Source organism: Acetilactobacillus jinshanensis (assembly GCF_004359375.1).
Lineage (GTDB): Bacteria > Bacillota > Bacilli > Lactobacillales > Lactobacillaceae > Acetilactobacillus > Acetilactobacillus jinshanensis.
The window spans coordinates 1,572,026-1,594,330 of sequence record NZ_CP034726.1 but is presented as its reverse complement, the minus strand read 5'-3'; the positions used below and the strand labels follow the sequence as shown (position 1 = coordinate 1,594,330).

At 41.8% G+C, this 22,305-nt stretch carries 16 protein-coding genes, 2 tRNA genes and 3 rRNA genes; 12 read left to right on the top strand and 9 right to left on the bottom strand.

The window, feature by feature from the left end:
• Positions 1-211: 211 nt before the first annotated feature.
• The 3 genes from ELX58_RS07675 to scrK form a co-directional block, all read right to left on the bottom strand.
• Positions 212-598 (bottom strand): VOC family protein, encoded by a 387-nt coding sequence (locus tag ELX58_RS07675; protein ID WP_418620909.1) that lies wholly within the window; start codon positions 596-598, stop codon positions 212-214.
• 22 nt (positions 599-620) lie between these two features.
• Positions 621-1,616 carry a zinc-dependent alcohol dehydrogenase family protein gene (locus ELX58_RS07670; protein ID WP_133442510.1) on the bottom strand — a complete coding sequence of 332 codons (996 nt, stop codon included), beginning with the start codon at positions 1,614-1,616 and terminating at the stop codon, positions 621-623.
• 95 nt (positions 1,617-1,711) lie between these two features.
• A complete protein-coding gene (gene scrK / locus ELX58_RS07665; protein ID WP_133442509.1) occupies positions 1,712-2,587 on the bottom strand; it encodes a fructokinase ScrK in 876 nt (291 codons plus the stop codon).
• Positions 2,588-2,902: 315 nt separating this feature from the next.
• Between scrK and ELX58_RS07660 the strand changes: the two genes are divergently transcribed.
• The 3 genes from ELX58_RS07660 to ELX58_RS07650 all read left to right on the top strand — a co-directional run bounded on the left by ELX58_RS07660 (position 2,903) and on the right by ELX58_RS07650 (position 5,450).
• Positions 2,903-3,469 carry an NAD(P)H-binding protein gene (locus tag ELX58_RS07660; RefSeq protein WP_162614683.1) on the top strand — a complete coding sequence of 189 codons (567 nt, stop codon included), beginning with the start codon at positions 2,903-2,905 and terminating at the stop codon, positions 3,467-3,469.
• 9 nt (positions 3,470-3,478) lie between these two features.
• Complete coding sequence (locus ELX58_RS07655) at positions 3,479-3,832, top strand: hypothetical protein (RefSeq protein WP_133442507.1); 354 nt, start codon at positions 3,479-3,481, stop codon at positions 3,830-3,832.
• Positions 3,833-4,004: 172 nt separating this feature from the next.
• Positions 4,005-5,450 carry a sucrose-6-phosphate hydrolase gene (locus ELX58_RS07650; RefSeq protein ID WP_133442506.1) on the top strand — a complete coding sequence of 482 codons (1,446 nt, stop codon included), beginning with the start codon at positions 4,005-4,007 and terminating at the stop codon, positions 5,448-5,450.
• A 73-nt stretch (positions 5,451-5,523) separates the two neighbouring features.
• Here ELX58_RS07650 and ELX58_RS07645 read toward each other — a convergent pair whose 3' ends face one another.
• Both ELX58_RS07645 and ELX58_RS07640 read right to left on the bottom strand, forming a co-directional pair.
• Positions 5,524-5,715, bottom strand: coding sequence for a hypothetical protein (locus ELX58_RS07645; protein ID WP_133442505.1), 192 nt, complete (start codon positions 5,713-5,715; stop codon positions 5,524-5,526).
• The gene (locus tag ELX58_RS07640) at positions 5,715-6,260 is read right to left on the bottom strand and encodes a GNAT family N-acetyltransferase (protein ID WP_133442504.1); all 546 of its coding nucleotides are present in this window, start codon (positions 6,258-6,260) and stop codon (positions 5,715-5,717) included. The genes ELX58_RS07645 and ELX58_RS07640 overlap by 1 nt, the downstream gene beginning before the upstream one ends.
• A 438-nt stretch (positions 6,261-6,698) precedes the next feature.
• On the opposite strand from ELX58_RS07640, the gene ELX58_RS07635 reads away from it, so the two are divergent.
• The 6 genes from ELX58_RS07635 (at position 6,699) to ELX58_RS07610 (ending at position 12,187) form a co-directional block, all read left to right on the top strand.
• Positions 6,699-8,274: ribosomal RNA gene (locus ELX58_RS07635) — 16S ribosomal RNA — on the top strand.
• Between the two features lie 83 nt (positions 8,275-8,357).
• A tRNA-Ile gene (locus tag ELX58_RS07630) sits at positions 8,358-8,431 on the top strand.
• Positions 8,432-8,441: 10 nt separating this feature from the next.
• Positions 8,442-8,514: transfer RNA gene (locus tag ELX58_RS07625), tRNA-Ala, on the top strand.
• Positions 8,515-8,697: 183 nt separating this feature from the next.
• Positions 8,698-11,622: ribosomal RNA gene (locus ELX58_RS07620) — 23S ribosomal RNA — on the top strand.
• A gap of 69 nt (positions 11,623-11,691) precedes the next feature.
• A 5S ribosomal RNA gene (rrf, locus tag ELX58_RS07615) occupies positions 11,692-11,808 on the top strand.
• Together the 16S, 23S and 5S rRNA genes with 2 tRNA genes alongside form the textbook arrangement of a ribosomal RNA operon.
• 88 nt (positions 11,809-11,896) lie before the next feature.
• A complete protein-coding gene (locus ELX58_RS07610; RefSeq protein WP_133442503.1) occupies positions 11,897-12,187 on the top strand; it encodes a hypothetical protein in 291 nt (96 codons plus the stop codon).
• 98 nt (positions 12,188-12,285) lie between these two features.
• On the opposite strand, the gene ELX58_RS07605 is transcribed toward ELX58_RS07610, so the two are convergent.
• The 3 genes from ELX58_RS07605 to ELX58_RS07595 form a co-directional block, all read right to left on the bottom strand.
• The gene (locus ELX58_RS07605) at positions 12,286-13,818 is read right to left on the bottom strand and encodes a multicopper oxidase family protein (RefSeq protein ID WP_133442502.1); all 1,533 of its coding nucleotides are present in this window, start codon (positions 13,816-13,818) and stop codon (positions 12,286-12,288) included.
• A 269-nt stretch (positions 13,819-14,087) separates the two neighbouring features.
• On the bottom strand, positions 14,088-15,620 hold the full coding sequence (locus tag ELX58_RS07600; RefSeq protein ID WP_133442501.1) for a multicopper oxidase family protein: 1,533 nt from the start codon (positions 15,618-15,620) through the stop codon (positions 14,088-14,090).
• 142 nt (positions 15,621-15,762) lie between these two features.
• Positions 15,763-17,100 (bottom strand): APC family permease, encoded by a 1,338-nt coding sequence (locus tag ELX58_RS07595; protein WP_133442500.1) that lies wholly within the window; start codon positions 17,098-17,100, stop codon positions 15,763-15,765.
• Between the two features lie 591 nt (positions 17,101-17,691).
• Here ELX58_RS07595 and ELX58_RS07590 point away from each other — a divergent pair.
• On the top strand, positions 17,692-18,549 hold the full coding sequence (locus tag ELX58_RS07590) for an SIR2 family protein (RefSeq protein ID WP_133442499.1): 858 nt from the start codon (positions 17,692-17,694) through the stop codon (positions 18,547-18,549).
• 87 nt (positions 18,550-18,636) lie between these two features.
• On the opposite strand, the gene gndA is transcribed toward ELX58_RS07590, so the two are convergent.
• Entirely contained in the window at positions 18,637-20,073 is a 1,437-nt protein-coding gene (gndA, locus tag ELX58_RS07585; RefSeq protein WP_133442498.1) for an NADP-dependent phosphogluconate dehydrogenase, read from the bottom strand.
• 510 nt (positions 20,074-20,583) lie between these two features.
• Between gndA and ELX58_RS07580 the strand changes: the two genes are divergently transcribed.
• Together ELX58_RS07580 and ELX58_RS07575 are read left to right on the top strand one after the other, a co-directional pair.
• Entirely contained in the window at positions 20,584-20,871 is a 288-nt protein-coding gene (locus ELX58_RS07580; RefSeq protein ID WP_133442497.1) for a hypothetical protein, read from the top strand.
• 42 nt (positions 20,872-20,913) lie between these two features.
• Complete coding sequence (locus ELX58_RS07575; RefSeq protein WP_133442496.1) at positions 20,914-22,218, top strand: aminotransferase class III-fold pyridoxal phosphate-dependent enzyme; 1,305 nt, start codon at positions 20,914-20,916, stop codon at positions 22,216-22,218.
• Positions 22,219-22,305: the final 87 nt, after the last annotated feature.

The window sequence follows — 22,305 nt, the reverse complement described above, 5'->3', positions numbered from 1 at the left end:
TTTAAACATCTGAATGACCTTCTTTCGTAATTTTCAATTCTCATAATAGTCGCTTTTATATAAATGTCAATCATTTAGGGTGAATATTTCCGATAAAGTTTATATATCTATAGATATAAGTTCATAGATAGACATTAGTTACTAAAAATAAGGAAACAAAAAGCCGTGTTCTTAAATAAGAACGCGGCTTTTAATTATGATGATTTACGGATTAAAGAATCTGGCAAAATTCGATGGCTTCATGATTAGGGCCCTGAATCTTGAAGAAGTGAATTCCGTGCTTCCAGTAAGCAGGGATGGATTCAACATGGTCATCTAATAAGTGATAGCCATCTTTCTTGGCTTCAGCAAAAGCCTTGTCAGCATCGGTACAGTTAACGGCAAAGTGGTTAATTGCGCCGTCCTTGTTAGCACAAGGATCGCCTTCCCAGGTTTCGATCATTAAGGTATTGTACTTCATGAAAGCACAACGGTTACCCTGGTTATTGAATAAACCGGCAACTTTGAAACCTAAGGATTTGTAAAATTTAATGGTCTGGTCCAAGTCATTGGCAGGAATACCAATGTGTTGAACACCAGTAAAGTACTTACTTAACATGATATAACCTTCTTAGTACCGATTAGGCATCGATCTTAACGACACACTTACCAGTGTATTTACCACTTAATGCATCAGCAACTTGGTCTAACTTAAGAACGTTCTTAACGATAGGAGCGACCTTAACTTTACCAGTTGAGAGTAATGCTAAGGAATCAACGAATGCGTTAGGGTTGATGAATGAACCTTTAACGGTTAATTCTTTCTGGTAAACCTTGTAAGTATTCATTGAGAAGTGCTGGTTAGGCTTACCAACACCAAACATTAAGACTTGAGCACCCTTAACAGTGGAGTCAACAGCAGCTTCTTGGGTCTGTGGTAAACCAACGGCATCAACAGTAATGTCATACTTAGCAGGGATCTTTTCCTTCTTAGCGTTGATAACAGCGTCAACACCAGTGGCTTTCTTTTCTTCGGCTAACTTGTCATCATGACGGCCAACTAAAGTAACGGAGTTAACACCGTAAGCCTTTAAGATCTGGCAGAAAAGTAAACCTTCGAAACCATCACCAATAACTAATGCGTTTTGGTATGGAGAAGTGTGTAATAACTTAACACCGTGTAATGCACAGGATACAGGTTCAGTCGTAGCGGCATCCTTTAACGGAACGTTAGCTGGAACCTTGTAAACGTTGGTAGCTGGAGCGGTGAATGCTTGTTCTAAGCCACCGTTACGGGTAACACCAACGGCAGAAAGGTTGTCACACATTTCAGGAATGCCAATGTGACAGTAACGGCACTTGCCACAGTAACAGTTAGGGTCGACAGTAACACGGTCACCCTTCTTGAAACCTTTGACGTTCTTACCAGTGGATTCAACAACACCGGAAACTTCATGGCCTAATACGATCGGTGGAACGGCCGGAGCTGAACCCGGAAGTCCGTTGTATAATGCGTTATCAGTACCACAGATACCAGCATATTTGGCATCAATTAAAACTTCATTATCTTTTGGTGTTGGCTTTTGAATATCTTCGATTTCGAAGTGCTTGACACCTTTTAAGACTAATGCCTTCATGAGATTACCCCTTTGAAAAAATAAATATAAATTAATATTAGGATGGGATCGTAAACGGGAAGATTTACGATCTCAAATTAATATTTAAAGATTAATTATTTCCGTGACTCTTCTAGAGCCAGAGCGAAATTACCGACGGTTGCAGAACCGTTGTTTTCGACAGCCGGCATTCGAATGTAGTTACGGAGATTACCTACGTCGACGTAGCCATTCAACAGAATCTTGAACTGATGACGGACCTTTCTTAAGAACGGTTCGCTCACGACACCGCCACCGAAGACGATCACTTCGGGACGAAGTGCTAAAGTCGTCTGAATTGCAGCTTGAGCAACGTAGTAGGCCATAATATCCCAGACGTGATTAGACAATGGGACATCGGGACCTTTTTTACCGAGGCGAGCTTCAAAGGTAGGTCCCGCAACGAGACCTTCTAAACAGTCCCCATGATAAGGACAGATCCCTTTGAAGTTTAAGTCGTCAGGATGACGTTTAACACGAACGTGGCCCATTTCAGGATGACCGAGATCACCCAGAAATTTACCATTGACGACTTCGCCAACCCCGACACCAGTACCAATGGTGTAATAAGCTAAACACTTAACGGGGTGATGGAAAAGTCCGGCCATGATGTACTCACCATAAGCGGACCCGTTGACGTCAGTCGTCCAATAGATTGGAAATTTGAAGTACTTTTTCATAATCCCCAAGAAATTCACGTTAGACCAACCCTTTTTAGGGGTGTCCGTGATGTAGCCATATTTAGGTGAATTATGTCGTAGTTCGATTGGTCCAAACGATGCAATACTCATGGCCTGTAGACCTCTGAATTTTTTAAAGTATTTGATCGTCCGGCCTAACGTTTCTTTAGGTGTTGTGGTGGGAAATTTAGTGCTGTCTAAAATCTGGTAATCTTCGTTACCAACGGCACAAACAAATTTAGTTCCACCAGCTTCAACGCTTCCTAATAACATAAACGAAACTCCTTACACAACATTAAAACGCTGTAAGCGTTTCACCATTGAATATATTAACCTGTTTGGCGACATATTCAACCTCGATAATAATTTTATCTTAACATAAATTAGAACGTGGATTGAGCTCTTTAAAGATATTGATCAAAATAAAGCGACGTTCACATTCCATTTCTATTCTAATACATTTATGTCTATATATTAGTGATTTCCGGTAAAATAGACATGCGGAACATAAATAATTTAGAAACCTTAAAGCAGGCTCTAATTTTTGATAAAATATACCTAATCATAGATAACGGAGGGACGTAGATTGTGACTAACGTTTTAATTTTAGATCAGCATAGTGCGGTCGCTGATTTAGTGGCCCAGAAACTAAAGAAGATCCCTAATATTAAGGTAACCCGATTAACGGGAATTGATTTTAAACGAGCAAAAAGTTACGTCCCTGTCCTCCGACATCAAAATATAATTGCTTCGTTTCTGGGGCCGATGGATGTCGATTTGGATTTTGAAGCCTTGTTCGACGCCGTTAGTTTAGTTGTGCCACCCATCCATCAGTTCTTAATGATGTCACATGCTGGAATTGATGATGAAGTAACCGGACCCGCGATTTTTCCAGACGTTAAAAACGTTCCTGAATATTTAAATGAACAACGATATGCGGTCAAAGTTGTAGACGAAAGTGAAATTCCGTATACCATCTTACGTCCGGTTACGATTACAAAGCAGCCAGCAATAACTGAGCCCAGAATAATAGAAGAGGGCCAATCGGTTAATAATGGTACCGTTTCTTATCAAAATGTGGCCCAAATCGCGGTTGATGTGATTGTTGGACGCCGTTATCTAAATCAATCTGTTGCAATTATCGATCAAAAATGAGGTGAAAATATGATCAAAATAACTCCACAACAACTAGAACAAGTTAAGCACCAATTAAATGATGCTCAGATGCAATCTCATTTCGTAATTTTTGAGACTTATGATCCGAGTACCGGTGAAACCTTAAGAATGATTACCGATTATAAAAGCTACTTACGGATCAAAAAGCAACGTGGTAAAGAAGAACCCATGCGAATCGTACGTGATATCGTGCCCGTAAGTGATAATTTAGCAATGTGGGCAATTAGCGAAAATGAAGCTGCCCAGATGCGAAATTCAAAAGACGTATCCAATATCTTAGATGAAATCGATTATTACATTAATAAGGTATTAAAGGATAATAAGCTACCGGCAAATAAATAACTAAGGGAACTCGTTCGTGCATCTATCTCGGAACGGGTTCTTTTTGTTATCAATGCAAGTAACTAGATGTGTAATTGTTTCACGTGAAACATAATGTTGTTATTCATTACCATTGAGTAACCTTGAATGAATTGTGGTAGAATAATGACACATTGATTAGAGGGGTGCAATCATGGACAAAAATTACTGGACAACCGATCGGCTAAATCGTGGTTACCACGAATGGCCTAAACAGCGCCTGACTGACTTAAAGGCTAAGGTTGCCCGCTCCAAGTGGCGTCTGGGCTATCATGTTCAGACTCGAACTGGGCTCCTGAATGATCCAAATGGATTTTCATATTTTAATCATCAGTGGCATTTATTTTACCAGGCCTTTCCATTTGGAGCCGTTCATGGCTTAAAGAGCTGGACCCATCTGGTGTCGGATGATCTAGTTAATTGGAAAAACGTCCATAAGCCCATGATCCCAGATCGATCCAATGATCGTAACGGCTGTTATTCGGGTTCAGCAATTCCCGTCGGTGATCGATTATTCCTAATGTATACGGGTAATATCTGGGATAAACATCATCATCGTCAGGCTAAACAAGACGGTGCTTGGATGGATAAGGACAACGACATTACCAAGCTCCAGCGACCTTTAATAAACCAACCCCCATTAGAAGTTACCGGTAATTTCCGTGATCCGCAGATCATTAAGCACGGTTTATATTACTACGCTATCTTAGGTGCTCAGACAGAGGGTAACCGGGGTGAGATCGTCGTTTACCGTTCTCAATCCGTTGACCATGGCTGGAACCTGTTTAAGACGATGGATATCGGTAATGATAATTTAGGTTACATGGTTGAATGTCCGAATTTAGTTTTTATCCATAATCACCCGGTAATTATCTTCTGTCCGCAGGGAATCGATCGGAAGCGTTTGAATTATCAAAATCGATATCCGAACGCATATATTGCTGGTGATAGTATGAACTGGAATCAGATGAAGATCATTAACCCCACCAAGATCCGGTTGATGGACTACGGCTTTGATTTTTACGCCACTAGATCGTTTAACGCTCCTGACGGCAGAGCGTTATCCATCAGCTGGGTTGGGATGCCCGGCGTTGAGTACGCTACAGATTCAGAAGGCTGGTCCGGTGCACTGACGTTAGTCCGGGAACTCGATCTAAAGGACGGTCAGTTAATTCAGCGACCGGCTCGAGAAAATCGCAAGTTATTCGTCCATGATTTAAAGGCCGTTAACGGGATGGAAATCCCTAAACAATGCTACATTAAATGGGTCCCTAATATTGATCGGCTTAGTCAGATGGCAATTACCGCTGAAACTAGCCATTTGTACTTTTCAATTGATCAAAAGGGTCATCGTTTATCGATTCATCGTCAGAACTTGAGCGGGAATGAGGAAATTCGTCAGGTTCGGATTAATAAGGATGTCATCCATAGTTGTGCCCTTTATTTTGATAACTCAGAATTCGAGGTATATATAAACGGTGGCGTTCGGACGATGACCGGTCGCTTCTTTAGAAATGGTCATGTCCTTAATTTAAATTGGACCGATTGTAATAGCGTTACTGTGAAGCAATTAAAGCCAATTAATATTAACAATGATTAAAAATCAAATAATGAAAAAGAAAACCGCTGAGTAATAAATAACTCAGCGGTTTTTGTGTATATTGATAAGGATTTTACGGTAATTTAACGGTAATGAATAAAATGATTGCCATAATGATGATGACGGCAAGTAAACTTAAACTAAATTTAGTTATCCATTGACGGGTAATGTGATGGAGATAGATAAACGTAGCGATTAATGCTAGTAAACCAATCGTATACATAATTATTAATTTAATCTGAACCGCGAAATCGGCAGAAATCATTACTTTTCACCTTCGATGATTAATTGGTAGGCATAACGGGATGTGTTTGCCTGTTTGCCACCTTCTAACGTGTGAATAATACCACGTTTTACGAAGCCGTTTTTAGTAATAATGTGTTGCATACCTTTATTATCTGGATGGGTATCGATTCGGATGTCGTGATAACCCTTGTCGATTGCTAGGGTGATAAGATTACTCATTAGCATTTGAGAGAGACCCTGGCCACGGAAATTGGGTGAAATGGCAACCCGATGAATCGTCATGTATGGTGCCCTTGTACCGTTGATCCATGACCCGTTTTGAATTTTTAGGTAACTCTTATCTGGTCCCGGGATTAAGCTAGCAATTCCCGCCACTCGATGATTGACCGTTAAAACGTAGCAGGCTTTGCCATTGATATCATGTTTAATGCTTTGGGGATTAGGATAATTATTTTGCCACTGATTAATATGCTGTGATTTTAAATATTGCTTTGCAAAATTAACGATGTTGAGAATTGCTGGAGCATCTTTCACTTGAGCAGGTCGAACATAGATTAAACTCATTAGTAATCATCCTTTACGTATGGGATTAAATGTATTCTACAGAACCAAAAAGTAGATTTCAAACGTAATTTTTTAAATTAATTTGAATTTAGTGTTGATTAATGATGGTCACCTGGTATAATAACAATTGTCGCGTGAGAATGAACATGTTAATGATTTGTAAAGTTAGTTTAAAAAGTTTTTAAATTAATTTTAAAAATAACTTAACATTATGTCTCATCTGTGATATATTAATAATTGTCATGTGAGCGAGAGCTCATGTGGCTAGCAATTGTAGGTCTTTGAAAACTGAACAAGATTTTGACATCACAAGTGCAAGTGGTCTTGTTATTTTATAATGAGATTTTTAACTTTACGTGCGTTTTTAATAAATTCGTTCGTACAACTAAACTAGTAATTTAATCTTAAGAGCTTGTAATTAAGTTCTTATGTTATTTTTAACATGAGAGTTTGATCCTGGCTCAGGATGAACGCTGGCGGTGTGCCTAATACATGCAAGTCGCGCGCACTCCCGTAGATGATTTTGATGCTCTGCATCAAATGATTCTACATTCGAGTGAGCGGCGGATGGGTGAGTAACACGTGGGTAACCTGCCCTTGAGTCTGGGATAGCATCTGGAAACGGATGATAATACCGGATAACAACTGAAACCACATGGTTTCAGTTTGAAAGGCGCGTTTGCGTCGCTCTTGGAGGGACCCGCGGTCCATTAGTTAGTTGGTAAGATAAAGGCCTACCAAGACGATGATGGATAGCCGAACTGAGAGGTTAATCGGCCACATTGGAACTGAGACACGGTCCAGACTCCTACGGGAGGCAGCAGTAGGGAATCTTTCACAATGGGCGAAAGCCTGATGAAGCAACACCGCGTGAATGAAGAAGGGTTTCGGCTCGTAAAATTCTGTTGCTAGAGAAGAACGTACCAAGTAGGAAATGGCTTGGTAGTGACGGTATCTGGTTAGAAAGTCACGGCTAACTACGTGCCAGCAGCCGCGGTAATACGTAGGTGGCAAGCGTTATCCGGATTTATTGGGCGTAAAGCGAGCGCAGGCGGTTGTTTAAGTCCGATGTGAAAGCCTTCGGCTTAACCGAAGAAGTGCATTGGAAACTGAGCGACTTGAGTACAGAAGAGGACAGTAGAACACCATGTGTAGCGGTGAAATGCGTAGATATATGGTAGAATACCAGTGGCGAAAGCGGCTGTCTGGTCTGTCACTGACGCTGAGGCTCGAAAGCATGGGTAGCAAACAGGATTAGATACCCTGGTAGTCCATGCTGTAAACGTTGAGTGCTAGGTGTTAGAGGATTTCCGTCCTTTAGTGCCGAAGTTAACACATTAAGCACTCCGCCTGGGGAGTACGACCGCAAGGTTGAAACTCAAAGGAATTGACGGGGACCCGCACAAGTGGTGGAGCATGTGGTTTAATTCGATGCTACGCGAAGAACCTTACCAGGCCTTGACATACTTCTGTTAGGCTAAGAGATTAGCTGTTCCCTTCGGGGACAGATCTACAGGTGGTGCATGGTCGTCGTCAGCTCGTGTCGTGAGATGTTGGGTCAAGTCCCGCAACGAGCACAACCCTTGTGACTAGTTGCCAGCATTCAGTTGGGCACTCTAGTCAGACTGCCGGTGATAAACCGGAGGAAGGTGAGGATGACGTCTGATCATCATGCCCCTTATGGCCTGGGCTACACACGTGCTACAATGGACAGTACAATGGGTTGCGAAACCGCGAGGTCAAGCTAATCCCATAAAGCTGTTCTCAGTTCGGACTGCAGTCTGCAACTCGACTGCACGAAGCTGGAATCACTAGTAATCGTGGATCAGCATGCCACGGTGAATACGTTCCCGGGTCTTGTACATACCGCCCGTCACACCATGAGAGTCCGTAACACCCAAAGATAGTGCGGCAACCTCTTTTGAGGAGCCAGCTATCTAAGGTGGGACGAATGATTAGGGTGAAGTCGTAACAAGGTAGCCGTAGGAGAACCTGCGGCTGGATCACCTCCTTTCTAAGGATTTACATTCAATCGGAAACTTGTACAGATATCGAAATCTTGTTTAGTTTTGAGAGGCCTACAGGCCTTGCCCGTATGGGTCTGTAGCTCAGTTGGTTAGAGCGCACCCCTGATAAGGGTGAGGTCGACAGTTCGAGTCTGTCCAGACCCATTGCTGTTATGGGGTATTAGCTCAGCAGGGAGAGCACCTGCTTTGCAAGCAGGAGGTCAGCGGTTCGATTCCGCTATACTCCATTGAGCCCGTGAGGGCTCATACATTAGAACTTGGTTCTTTGAAAACTGGATAATATTTATATTTCCTATTGAAATTATTATTTATTTTAAATTTTAATTTCAACCGAGAACACCGCGTTATTTTTGAATTCTAAAATTATTCAAAATGACCAAAACCGTTGTCACGCAAGTGACAAACATTTAGGTTAAGTTATTATGAGCGTATGGTGGATGCCTTGGCACTAGGAGCCGAAGAAGGACGGAACAAACACCGATATGCCTCGGGGAGCTGTAAGTAAGCTTTGATCCGGGGATTTCCGAATGGGGAAACCCAATCACCTCAGTCGGTGATTACTCGCCAGTGAATTGATTAGCTGGCGAGGGGAAAACGCTGTGAACTGAAACATCTAAGTAGCAGCAGGAACAGAAAGAAATTTCGATTCCCTAAGTAGCGGCGAGCGAACGGGGAAGAGCCCAAACCATGGAGCTTGCTTCATGGGGTTGTAGGACTGAACATTTGAGTTACCAAAAGCATTAATAGTCAAAAGATTTGGAAAGATCTGCCAGAGAGGGCGAACGCCCCGTAGGCGAAATTGATGCTTCTCAGTTCAGGATCCTGAGTACGACGGAACACGTGTAACTCCGTCGGAAGCCGGGAGAACCATCTCCCAAGGCTAAATACCACCTAGTGACCGATAGTGAACCAGTACCGTGAGGGAAAGGTGAAAAGCACCCCGGAAGGGGAGTGAAACAGTTCTTGAAACCATATGCTTACAAGCAGTTAGAGCCCGTTAACGGGTGATAGCGTGCCTCTTGCAGAATGAACCGGCGAGTTACAGTTGCATGCGAGGTTAAGGCGAAAAGCCGGAGCCGCAGCGAAAGCGAGTCTCAATCAGGCGTTGAGTATGTTGCCGTAGACCCGAAACCAAGTGAGCTATCCATGTCCAGGATGAAAGTTCGGTAATACGGACCGGAGGTCCGAACCAGTGTAAGTTGAAAATTGCTTGGACGAGATGTGGATAGCGGTGAAATTCCAAACAAACTTGGAGATAGCTGGTTCTCTCCGAAATAACCTTAGGGCTAGCCTCGGATGAAGAATCATGGAGGTAGAGCGACTGTTAGAATGAAGGACTCGTCTTGAGCTACTGATTTCTGATAAACTCCAAATGCCATTGATTTAAATATCCGGGAGTCAGACTGTGAGTAATAAGATCCATGGTCGAAAGGGAAACAGCCCAGACCACCGATTAAGGTCCCTAAATATGTGCTGAGTGGAAAAGGAAGTGAAATTGCATAGACAGCTAGGATGTTGGCTCAGAAGCAGCCATCATTTAAAGAGTGCGTAATAGCTCACTAGCCGAGTGGTTTTGCGCCGAAAATTTACCGGGGCTAAGCACATTACCGAAATCGTGGACACGCACCGTCAGGTGCGCGTGATAGGAGAGCGTTCTAAGGGCACTGAAGCAGGACCGTGAGGACCTGTGGAGCGCTTAGAAGTGAGAATGCCGGTATGAGTAACGAGAAACTAGTGAGAATCTAGTTCACCGGATGACTAAGGTTTCCTGGGGAAGGTTCGTCCGCCCAGGGTTAGTCGGGACCTAAGCCGAGGCCGAAAGGCATAGGCGATGGATAACAGGTTGAGATTCCTGTACCGGTTAATTGCGTTTTAAGCGAAGGAAAGACACAGAAGGCTAAGTAATGCATGCCGCTGGTTGTGCATGTTCAAGCTGCGAGCCAGGGAATGAGTCAAATGCTTGTTCCCGTTCACGTGAGCAGTGACGAGGACTGAAGTTTAGTAAGGAAGTTACTGACGTCACGCTGTCAAGAAAAGTTTCTAGCTAGTGATTAACCGCCCGTACCGCAAACCGACACAGGTAGTCAGGATGAGAATTCTAAAGTGAGCGAGTGAACCTTCGTTAAGGAATTCGGCAAAATTGCCCCGTAACTTCGGAAGAAGGGGCGCTGCACGTCAGTGCAGCCGCAGTGACAAAGCTCAGGCGACTGTTTACTAAAAACACAGGTTTATGCGAAATCGTAAGATGAAGTATATGGGCTGACGCCTGCCCGGTGCTGGAAGGTTAAATGGATGAGTCAGCTTCGGCGAAGCTCTGAAATGAAGCCCCAGTAAACGGCGGCCGTAACTATAACGGTCCTAAGGTAGCGAAATTCCTTGTCGGGTAAATTCCGACCCGCACGAAAGGCGTAACGATCTGAGCACTGTCTCAACGAAGGACTCGGTGAAATTGAAGTACCTGTGAAGAAGCAGGTTTCCCGCGACAGGACGGAAAGACCCCGTGGAGCTTTACTGTAGCTTGACATTGGGTGTTCATATGACTTGTACAGAATAGGTAGGAGCCGTGGAAACCGGAACGCTAGTTTCGGTGGAGGCGTCTTTGGGATACTACCCCTGTTGTACGAACACTCTAACCCATGCCACTGATCGTGGCAGGAGACAGTGTCAGGTTGGCAGTTTGACTGGGGCGGTCGCCTCCTAAAGAGTAGCGGAGGCGCTCAAAGGTTCCCTCAGAATGGTTGGAAATCATTCATCGAGTGTAAAGGCACAAGGGAGCTTGACTGTGAGACCAACGGGTCGAGCAGGGACGAAAGTCGGACTTAGTGATCCGGTGGTTCCGAATGGAAGGGCCATCGCTCAACGGATAAAAGCTACCCCGGGGATAACAGGCTTATCTTCCCCAAGAGTTCATATCGACGGGAAGGTTTGGCACCTCGATGTCGGCTCATCGCATCCTGGAGCTGTAGTTGGTTCCAAGGGTTGGGCTGTTCGCCCATCAAAGCGGTACGCGAGCTGGGTTTAGAACGTCGTGAGACAGTTCGGTCCCTATCCGTCGCGGGCGTAGGAAATCTGAGAGGAGCCGTCTTTAGTACGAGAGGACCGAGATGGACATACCGCTGGTGTATCAGTTGTCCCGCCAGGGGCACTGCTGAGTAGCTATGTATGGATGAGAGAAACGCTGAAAGCATCTAAGTGTGAAACCCACCTCAAGATGAGATTTCCCATTCCCTTCGGGGAAGTAAGACCACTCATAGATGATGAGTTCGATAGGCTGGACGTGGAAGCGCCGCGAGGCGTGAAGCCGACCAGTACTAATCGGTCGAGGACTTAACCCAAAAAGGTATCCTCGGAGAAGTATGAATATTAGCCAGTTTTGAGAGAACGAAGTTCTCTTGAAAATATAGTGTGGTGGCGATAGCCGGAAGGATACACCTGTTCCCATGCCGAACACAGAAGTTAAGCTTCCGCGCGCCGAAAGTAGTTGAGGGATCGCCCTCTGCGAGGATAGGTTGTTGCCACGCGAACAAACATGAAAGAAAAGGTCTTCGATTGATTTCGAAGGCCTTTTTGTTTATTATAAATGGGAAACTATGACCAAAGGACATTATTATGAGTAAAGACTCGATCGCATTAATTCATTTTAATAATTTAATTAATGACTTGATTACCGTTATTGGTGACGATACTAACGATGGTGTCTCCATGTCGATGTTTAATCAGTTCATGGAAGATTTTATTAACATTATTAATGATAATCCAAACGTTAGTGACCAATTTGGTAAGCAATTTAAAGCCTTCGTTAATCATTTAAATACCGAAGTTGACAGCATTGATAAACAAAGACGAGCACTGTCACAATTAGTTTTATTTAACGGTAAATACATGAGTAATAATCAATAGACTAGAATTTACATAATATTTAAAGTATAAAAAGATCGTTCAGAAATTACTTTCTGAGCGGTCTTTTTAGTTTCTAATTAATGTTAAGATAATATGATTTACATCTTCATACCCATCTTACGGTATGAATACATGCCACCCATCTTAACTTGACTAGGTTTAATGCCTTTTTCTTTAGCAACGTGATCAGTCAAAGTCTTCATATCCATTAAGTGGAACTTTTGGTTTGGATTCTTTGGGTCAGTAACCTTGATTTGAGCCATCATACCGCCATCTTCATGTTCGATGATGTGGCAATGATACATAAATACACCAGGACAGGTGAACCAAACCTTTAATTTAACGGTTTCGCCAGGACTGACGCCGATGGTATCTTTGAAGCCATGTTCATTTGGATAAGGTGCATGCCCATTACGAGAAACAACCAGGAATTGGCAACCGTGCATGTGATACGGATGAATCATACCGCTGCAGTATTTATTAGAATTAGAAACGACCCAATATTCAACCTGGCCGATCGTTTGTTTGGAGTCAATGCGTTGCATATTGAATTTCTTACCGTTAATTTCAACTTTTTCATCGGTCCCGCTCATAACGATCTTATGAACGTAAGGATTATTAATCTTTGGATTTGGTAACTTAACTAAAGTATGCGGTAATTTACTGTTATCAGGAGTCATCTGGTGAATTCTAAAGGTGACGATCGGCGTCTTATCACAATATAATTTAACGACGTCACCAGGCTTATATTGACCGAAATCAACCACGATTTCGTCTCGTTCGGCACAGGTGATCATGATTTTAGTCATGTGGACCGGATGCGGTAAGAAGCTTCCGTCACCTGCAATCTGGGTAAATGGTAAGTCGTCTGAGAAATGCAGGCGCCATTCACGACGGTTAGCACCGTTTAAGATTCGGAAACGAATTTTCTGGGCTGTTACGTCAAAATATGGATTGAGGGTCCCATTGATCATTGGTGTTGGACCCTGAACTCCATCGGGATCGTAATCTTTCATGTAATGCCACTGGTTATCCTTATGGAATTTACGGTCTTGTAAAATTAACGGGATATCATTGACGCCGTATTTCTTTGGGATCGGTAGGTGTTCAGCGTTCTTATCTAAGATGACGATGAGACAAGCTAAACCTTTCCAGACCTGTTCACCAGTCGATGGACATGGATGAGCATGGAGCCAACAGGTTGATGCTGGTTGGTCACATTTGAAACTGACGGTCTTAGTTTGGCCAGGATACCACGGAGTATGACAGCCACCGTCGACGTCACCAGGAACGTTTAAACCATGTAAATGATACGTGGTTAGGATTGGCAGCTTATTAGTATAGGTTAGGTGAATGGTTTTGCCACGCTTAAAAACGATCGTCTTGCCTAATAAACTCTGGTTATAGCCCCAGGTCTTGGTTTTAGCACCTGGTAACAATTGGGTTTCACCAGGTTCAGAAATGATGTGGTAGTACATGTCAGTCTTGGTTTCTTTAGTGGGTCTTAAGAATTCCGGGATGCCCAATTTTTGCGGTTTAACGTTGGGTACCTGTAACGGTACAAAACTATCGTCTTGGTCGTCCCAGTCTTTCGTATCAGTATAGAAATAATGCGTATATAGTTTTGACATAATATCCCTCTTTACTTATGAACTCTACTTAATAGTACACCGACTAATCCGCAATCGGTACAAATTTGAAAGCCCTTACATACAGGAGGGAATCGGTAATCGTTAAAATAAACATGATTGGTAATCAACTTATTTAATGCTGGAAAGGAACTAAGCGGTAACTTTAGATGCAATAAATTTTGGATAACAACACATCACAAAGATACAAAAAAAATCGTTCAGAAATTATTTTCTGAACGATTTTAAATCTTAATATCTTAATGGATTAATTACATCTTCATACCCATCTTACGGTACGAATGCATGCCACCCATTTCGACTTGACTCGGTTTGATGCCCTTTTCTTTGGCAATGTGATCAGTCAGGGTCTTCATGTCCATTAAGTGATACTTCTTATTAGGATTCTTTGGGTCGATAACTTTGATCTGTGCCATCATGCCACCATCTTCATGTTCGATAATGTGGCAATGGTACATAAAGACTCCTGGACAGTTGAACCAAACTTTCAAACGAACGGTTTCACCAGGGTTAACACCTAAGGTATCTTTTAAACCGTGTTCGTTCGGGTAAGGTGCATGACCGTCACGAGAAATGATGCGGAATTGACAACCGTGCATGTGGTACGGATGAATCATACCATGGCCACAACTGTTGGAATTGGTAACGTCCCAATATTCGACCTGGCCAATGGTCTGCTTAGAATCAATCCGCTGCATGTTGAACTTCTTACCGTTGATGTCGACCATTTCATCGGTACCGCCCATCACGATCTTATGAACGTAAGGGTTGTTGACCTTTGGATCAGGTAACTTAACCAAGGTATCGGGTAACTTGCTGTTATCCGGCGTCATCTTGTGGATTCTGAAGGTGACGATCGGTGTCTTGTCACAGTATAACTTAATGACGTCACCGGGCTTGTATTTACCAAAATCAACGATGATTTCTGCACGTTCAGCACAGGTTAACATTAATTTATTCATATGAACGGGGTGCGGTAAGAAACTACCGTCACCAGCAACCTGAATGAATGGTAAGTCATCACTGAAGTGTAAACGCCATTCACGACGGTTAGCACCGTCTAATAGACGGAAGCGAACTTTCTGAGTAGTGACGTCAAAGTATGGGTTAAGAGTACCGTCAATCATCGGTGTAGGTCCCTGAACTCCATCAGGATTGTAGTCCTTCATATAATGCCACTGGTTATCCTTATGAAATTTACGGTCTTGCAAGATTAACGGAACGTCGTTGACGCCGTACTTCTTAGGTAACGGTAATTTTTCGGCGTTCTTATCCAAGATGACAATGGCACAAGCTAAACCTTTCCAGACTTGCTGAGCGGTGGATGGACACGGATGAGCATGCATCCAGCAGGTCGAAGCTGGTTGGTTACACTTGAAGCTAACGGTCTTGGTTTCACCAGGATACCACGGGGTATGGCAGCCACCATCGACTTCACCAGGAACGTTTAAGCCATGTAGATGGTACGTAGTCAAAACGGGTAACTTGTTGGTGAAGGTCAAATGAATGGTCTTACCACGCTTAAAGATCAGAGTTTTACCTAATAAGCTCTGGTTATAGCCCCAGGTCTTGGTCTTAACACCAGGTAATAATTGAGTTTCGCCAGGTTCGGAAGTGATGTGATAATACATATCAGTCTTGGTTTCCTTGGTTGGTTTCAAAGGTTCTGGAATTCTCAATTTTTGCGGTTTAACGTCCGGTACCTGTAACGGTACGTATCCGCCGTCATTTTTGTCATAATCCTTCTTATCAGTAAAGAAGTAGTCTGTATATAATTTTGACATGAAATCCCTCTTTGATAATGAATTCAATTTCATGGTACACCAATTTATAATGATTATAAATTAGCAAAAGTGGAAACAAAAAGGCCTAGACATGGTTACACGATGCCTAGACCAATCGTTTGATATTAATATGAAAGCCATTTTACTGATTGTTAGCTCTAGTGTGATGAACACTCATGGCATAACCAATGATTGCCCATAATAATACGAAGTATGGGATGAGATTAAGCGGGAATTTTGGAATTGGGTAAACGTTAGATAACAGAACCAGAATTAAAACGATAAAGCCTAAAATCGGTGATAATGCACGTTTAAAGGTGGTTTCATGAGTTGTGATCGATAGGCGTAAGGTTGCGACACATGACAGCATGTATACGATAATCATGCTTAAGGCACCAATCGTCATGTAGTAGAGATAAGTATTGTTAACACCTAACGGTAAGGTGGAGCCTAGATAAAGGATTACGCCTAAAATACCTAAAGCGTTAATTGAATGACAGGGTGCGTCATGCTGAAAGCTAAACTCCCCTAAACGGGATGGTAAGTAATGATGTTCACCTAAAGCGTATACCATATATGAAGTTGCATTCATCATTCCAATTACGGCACCGAATGCACTTAGGAAAATCGCAAAGTCGATTAAAGTGGCCATACCAGGGTTCATGAAATGAGCGGCCAAGGTATTTAACGGAGCTGGTGAACTAGCCAATGCTTTCATGCCACTGGCGTCAGTCCCGAAGCCAATTACGATGGCGTAACTGACGAAGACGAAGATCACGGCGCCACCGATAACGGTGGACATTAAGGCAATCGGGATCGACCGCTTTGGGTTCTTGGTCCGGGTCGCAACCGTACAGGCGACTTCAAAACCGATGAAGCAGAGGACCGTGTAAACGGCACCCTGACCGATCCCGGAGAATTTGGTGCGCGGAATGAACGGCTGGATATTAGTTCCAGTGGGTCCACCTTTAATGATGATGATGAAACTAAGGATCAGAAGAATTGCTAAGGCAATGAATTCGGTAAATAACGGCAAGTTAGATGTTAACCGAATGCCATGATCCAGAATAAACCAGGTTAACAGAAGAATAATGAAACCAATCCAGATGGGGGATGCTTTAATCCCGAAGTTCTTTAAAACTAAACTGGCGTAAGTTCCTGATAAGCCTGACATACCAATGGTAAAGACTCCATAACACAGGGTGATTAACCAACCTGAGATAAAACCCCAGTGTTCATTTAAAACGGTTCGATTATATGCATAAACTGAACCATCGGCTGAAATTCGTTTTGACATTTCATAAAAGCCGACCGCAACTAATAGCATCGCAATTGCAGCAATTAAAAACGAAATCGGTAGATTCATGCCTGCAAATTTAGCACTAGGTCCAGTATTACCGGCCATTGATCCGGTTGGAGCCATACTCGCTAGTGATAAGGCAAACGCTTCTAAAGCGTTAATCTTATGACCTTTACCCATAAAGCAACATTCCTTTCATACTAATTAATGCATTAAAAAATCCCCACAGCGAATAACTGTGAGGATCATATATCTAATTAAGTTTCGATTAATGGTAATCCACACAGTTATTCATAATTAAGACTGCGTGGACTTAGTTTTTACAATGCTAAAGAACCGCAGTCATCTTAGTCCAAGACCGAGACGACTACGACGACTTGTTCAGTTATGTTAAATTCTGAATTAGTTCTCAATAACATTATAAAGACTTCTCTCCTAATTACATATTCTATTATATTAACTTATGAGAAAACATCAAGAATATAAAAGCATAAATGTTTCGATTTATAAAGAATATTTAATAAGACCAATAATAAATGAAAATTATCCATATATTGATACCTTTGGAGCAAACGCTAAGCATACCATACCTTAAATTATCGATTTGTTAAGAAGCATTTAGCTAAGTGGATCACTAAGTGGGACCACATTATTGGTTAAAAATTAGTTATCACCGTTTTCACTAAAGGAGTAAGATGGTAAATAACCATCTTACTCCTTTTAGGTGGCTTTAAAGATGTTTATATGTTGTTAAAAAAGGCGGAATAACAATTGAATAAACAGATTCTAGATTACTTAAAACGAGCTTATCAGCAGTCACGATTAGTTTTCTTTGTGGGGGCCGGGATTTCTAAAAATTCAAATCTGCCCACCTGGGATGAATTGATCCATTTAATGGCAAAGAAAATCGGCGTTAAATCTTCCGTGTTAACTCGGAATGACTACCTTAAGATTCCAGAACTCTTTTGGGAAACGCAACCGAAGCAATATTTAAATTTTGTTAAAGATCATTTCCCAGTGAACGCTAAAACTAACCCGCTTGATGATTTAATTGTTCGTTTACAGCCAGACCACATTATTACCACTAATTATGACAATTTACTTGAGCAGTCTTTACGTCAGACGGGATTGAACCGTCACTATATTGTGACCTATGATGACCGGTCGTTCTTACGAAAATGTGGATATGGTAAACACTATTTAATGAAAATTCATGGTGACGTCAATCATCTAAACGACATCGTTTTGCGAGAATCGGATTATCTAAACTATCGATATACTCACGTCGTAATGTCAGATTTTATCAAGTCCTTATTGATGACGCATGTCTTTCTGTTTATCGGCTACTCCCTTCACGACCTCAATCTAAATTCTATTATTAATTGGATTAACAACATTAAGCGCCGACTGGGTTTGTTTCATAAGCATGAAATTAAGGACGTCCTTTTATATAATCCGAGTCCGCACGATATTTATTCTTATGAACAAGAAAAAGCCTACTTTAGTCATAAAAATATCGCACTGATCAACATTCAGCAGTTATCTGATTCCAATCCGAATCCGTTTAATTCGCCGATTGGAAACCGGGTCTTTCATTTTTTACGAATGTTTCAGGATCCATTTCAATAATATATTTAACGGTAATATTAAGACTAAAAAAAGACGTTCGCAAAACGAACGTCTTTTAATATTATAAGATTTAATTTTTAATTTAAATTACTTGTCGCTGTTTTCCAAGTCGGATAAGTGTAAACGAGTACCTTGACGGTGAATATCGTTTCTGAAGAATACACCATGGTCACCGAAGGTATCACGCATCATCTGGATACATGCCGCGTTAGGGCTCAATGGAGTACGGTATTCATCAAAGTAAGATACGGCAGAGCTGAAGCAAGGAATGGCAACACCGTTACGCATAGCTAATGCAGAGATCTTACGAGCGGCATCCTGGTACTTGTTGGCAACGCCAGCGAAGTATGGATCTAACAGTAAGTTAGGTAACTTAGGGTTCTTCTTGAATGCCTGTTCGATTGGCTGTAAAAGCTTAGCACGGATGATACAACCGGCTTCCCAGTCAACGGCGATCTGGTCGAAGTGGTAGTTCCAGTTGTAGTACTTAGATGCGAAGCGTAACTGTTCGAAACCTTGGGCGTAACTGATAACTTTACCGAAGTATAATGCTTTACGGCAGTTTTCAACAACGTCAGCGGTTGGCTTAACCATTTCATCTTTAGAAGGTCCGTTTAAGACTTTCTTAGCAGCGGCACGTTCTTCTTTTAACATGGAAACGAAACGTGCGTAAACAGCTTCGGTAATGATGGACTGAGGAACACCTAAGTTTAAGGCATCTTCAGAACTCCACTTACCAGTACCTTTGTTTTCGGCTTCATCTAAGATGATGTCGATAACAGGAGTACCTTTCTTATCTTTCTTAGCTAATAAGTTAGCAAAGATATCGATTAAGTAGCTGTCTAATTCACCTTTGTTCCACTTCTTGAAGATAGCGGCGATCTTGTCGACGTCTAAGCCACATAAGTGACGTAAGATGGTGTAAGTTTCACCGATTAATTCTTCATCAGCGTATTCGATACCATTATGAACCATCTTTACATAGTGACCAGCACCATTAGGTCCACAATAGATTTCAGTTGGACGGCCATCTGGAGTCTTAGCAGCGATCTTGTCTAAGATTGGCTTGATGTTCTTGTAAGCGGAGTACTGACCACCAGGCATTAAGGCAGGACCGAATCGAGCACCAGAGGTACCACCGGAAACACCCATACCGATAAAGTTAATACCGGACTTATCTAATTTCTTGTTACGAGCGATGGTATCTTTGAATGGAGTATTACCACCATCAATTAAGGTATCACCTTTGTCTAATAACGGAATTAAGTTGTTAATAACGATGTCAGTTGGTTTACCAGCTTTGATCATCATAACGATATTACGAGGCTTTTTAATAGTCTTAACTAAGTCCTGTAAAGAATAAGTGGCAATTAAGTTCTTGCCGGCGTTCTTCTGAACAAAGCGCTTAGTCTTAGAACCAGTACGGTTCCATACAGCAACGGTATAACCGCGGCTTTCAATGTTTAAAGCCAAGTTACTGCCCATTGGGGCAACACCAATGACTCCAATATTTGCTTGCTTCATTGTTAATGAGCTCCCTTCATTACTTTCTACACTTAATCATAGCACGATTGAAACGCTTTCTTAACCATTCAAGCCCATATTTTAAGGGACTTGCCAATAAAATTTTGGTAATCATTATGGCAATTTTGGATTGAAATAGACAGTAAATTATACTTATAAAAGAAACTATTATAATAATATAAATTAATTAGTTAATAAATTTGACAATGGTAAACGAAATCAGTATATTTATCTACGTAAATAAATTGAGGAGGAAAATTATGATGTTAATTATTAAGGATATTAATAATCAATCTCGACGCATGGACCTACGACGACGCACAAGTCGTCATTAAAAAGTCCGTACGTTAAATGAACTCCTTAATTCGAACTCGTGCGGTTATATTGATTGAGCCGCATGAGCTCCGCCTGTTCTTGTAATCGAAATGTGAATCACTGAAAATCAGGAAAGCCCTGTGACTTTTAAATAAGTTGCAGGGCTTTTTGTCGTCTTAAGGAAGAAAAATCAGAATGCTAAACGATAAGTTAATTCAAAAAGTAATGATCGTTGCGATCACATTAATTAGTGTTAGTATCATCGTGATTGGTTCAACGGGAGACAGCGCTAATGCCTCAACCGTTAGTCATTATGCCAATTCCGTGATCTTAATGGATAAACCCCCGTATAAATTTATTCATGTGAAAAAGTCATGGCTATCAATAAATAAATACTTAGCTAAAGAAATGGTTACTAAATTAGGGATTAACCACGTGAAACGTCAAATTCATGATTTGGTATCTCACGGTTTGCGTCTTTAAACGAGATTTAAGTTATTTAGTTAGGATTGGAAGGTAATAGCTATGGATAAGAATCAAGTTTTATTAAATCAGATGCATAAATATTTTTCGAGGGCCGCGACCAATCAAAATCGGGATGTCGTAATTAGTTCCGGAAAGGGATCATACGTTTATGACGCTAACGGTAAACAGTACATTGATTTGTTATCCAGCGCCACTACGGCTAACGTTGGGCATTGTAATCCCCATGTCGTTCACGCAATTCAAAAGCAGGCCGCTAAATTATTGGACTATACTCCCGTATATTTCGCTAACACCACCGAAGTTAATTTAATGCCAAAGTTATTAAAGACGATACCGATGCACGGTCCATTAGAACTTAGCTGGGGAACTTCCGGCTCTGAATCGGATGATTCAATTATTAAGTTTGCCAGAGGTTATACCCGTCGGCCATATGTGATTAGTTATGATGGCTCATGTCACGGATCTGACTACGGTGGTGCATCTGCGACCGGTGAAGTTGACCAAGTTAGAAATATCGGTCCGTTATTACCAGGGATCATTAAGGTTCCTTACCCGGCACCGTGGTTAAAACTAAAGGGTGAAACGGAAGATCAATTTGTCGACCGGCTCTTTAATGAGTTTTTAATGCCGTTTGAAAACTATGTTCCGGCTGACGAAACGGCCGTTATTATGGTCGAACCCATTCAAGGTGACGGTGGAATCATTAAAGCTCCCGAAAAGTATCTGCAGAAGGTTTATCATTTTGCTCATCAGCACGGAATTTTATTTGCAGTTGACGAGATCAATCAAGGCTTAGGCCGGTCTGGGACATGGTGGTCCATTCAGCATTTCCATAACATCGAGCCCGACATATTAGTTACCGGAAAAGCCTTGGCATCGGGATTACCATTGAGTGCCACGATTGGTAAGAAAGCAATCATGGAATCACTGGTCTTTCCTGAAGACGCGTTTACAACGGCTGGGAATCCGGTTGTTGCAGCGGCATGTTCCGCAACTTTAGATGTAATTCAGCAAGAACATCTGGTCACCAGAAGTAAAAAGATGGGTCCGTTCGCTAAAAAGTTCTTTGATGAAGAAGCATCAAAATATCCATTTATTGGTGACGTTCGGATGTACGGCTTAAACGGTGGGATCGATGTCGTAAAACCGGGGACCAAGAAGTTTGATCCAAAATTAGCCGAAAAGATCTGTGACCTGTTAGTTAAAAACGGCGTAATTATGACCACCACTAACTTTAGTGTTCTTCGTTTCCAGCCACCGTTAGTAATCAAGAAATCGACGTTATCCAAGGCGTTCATAATTATTGATCATGTCTTTAAAGAAATTAATCAGCATTATATTTAATCAAAGTTTCTATAACATAAGCAATTAGAGGACCATTTATGAATTTGTTTAATAAAAACTGAAATTAATTTGTAAAATATCTTGCAA

What these genes read in the sequence shown, in the direction of transcription:
- ELX58_RS07675 (WP_418620909.1), bottom strand. Translation starts at nt 598, where the DNA reads ATGTTAAGTAAGTACTTTACTGGTGTTCAACACATTGGTATTCCTGCC.
- ELX58_RS07575 (WP_133442496.1), top strand. Translation starts at nt 20,914, where the DNA reads ATGGATAAGAATCAAGTTTTATTAAATCAGATGCATAAATATTTTTCG.
- ELX58_RS07600 (WP_133442501.1), bottom strand. Translation starts at nt 15,620, where the DNA reads ATGTCAAAATTATATACAGACTACTTCTTTACTGATAAGAAGGATTAT.
- ELX58_RS07610 (WP_133442503.1), top strand. Translation starts at nt 11,897, where the DNA reads ATGAGTAAAGACTCGATCGCATTAATTCATTTTAATAATTTAATTAAT.
- ELX58_RS07595 (WP_133442500.1), bottom strand. Translation starts at nt 17,100, where the DNA reads ATGGGTAAAGGTCATAAGATTAACGCTTTAGAAGCGTTTGCCTTATCA.
- scrK (WP_133442509.1), bottom strand. Translation starts at nt 2,587, where the DNA reads ATGTTATTAGGAAGCGTTGAAGCTGGTGGAACTAAATTTGTTTGTGCC.
- ELX58_RS07605 (WP_133442502.1), bottom strand. Translation starts at nt 13,818, where the DNA reads ATGTCAAAACTATATACGCATTATTTCTATACTGATACGAAAGACTGG.
- ELX58_RS07640 (WP_133442504.1), bottom strand. Translation starts at nt 6,260, where the DNA reads ATGAGTTTAATCTATGTTCGACCTGCTCAAGTGAAAGATGCTCCAGCA.
- ELX58_RS07650 (WP_133442506.1), top strand. Translation starts at nt 4,005, where the DNA reads ATGGACAAAAATTACTGGACAACCGATCGGCTAAATCGTGGTTACCAC.
- ELX58_RS07580 (WP_133442497.1), top strand. Translation starts at nt 20,584, where the DNA reads ATGCTAAACGATAAGTTAATTCAAAAAGTAATGATCGTTGCGATCACA.
- ELX58_RS07645 (WP_133442505.1), bottom strand. Translation starts at nt 5,715, where the DNA reads ATGATTTCTGCCGATTTCGCGGTTCAGATTAAATTAATAATTATGTAT.
- ELX58_RS07655 (WP_133442507.1), top strand. Translation starts at nt 3,479, where the DNA reads ATGATCAAAATAACTCCACAACAACTAGAACAAGTTAAGCACCAATTA.
- ELX58_RS07670 (WP_133442510.1), bottom strand. Translation starts at nt 1,616, where the DNA reads ATGAAGGCATTAGTCTTAAAAGGTGTCAAGCACTTCGAAATCGAAGAT.
- gndA (WP_133442498.1), bottom strand. Translation starts at nt 20,073, where the DNA reads ATGAAGCAAGCAAATATTGGAGTCATTGGTGTTGCCCCAATGGGCAGT.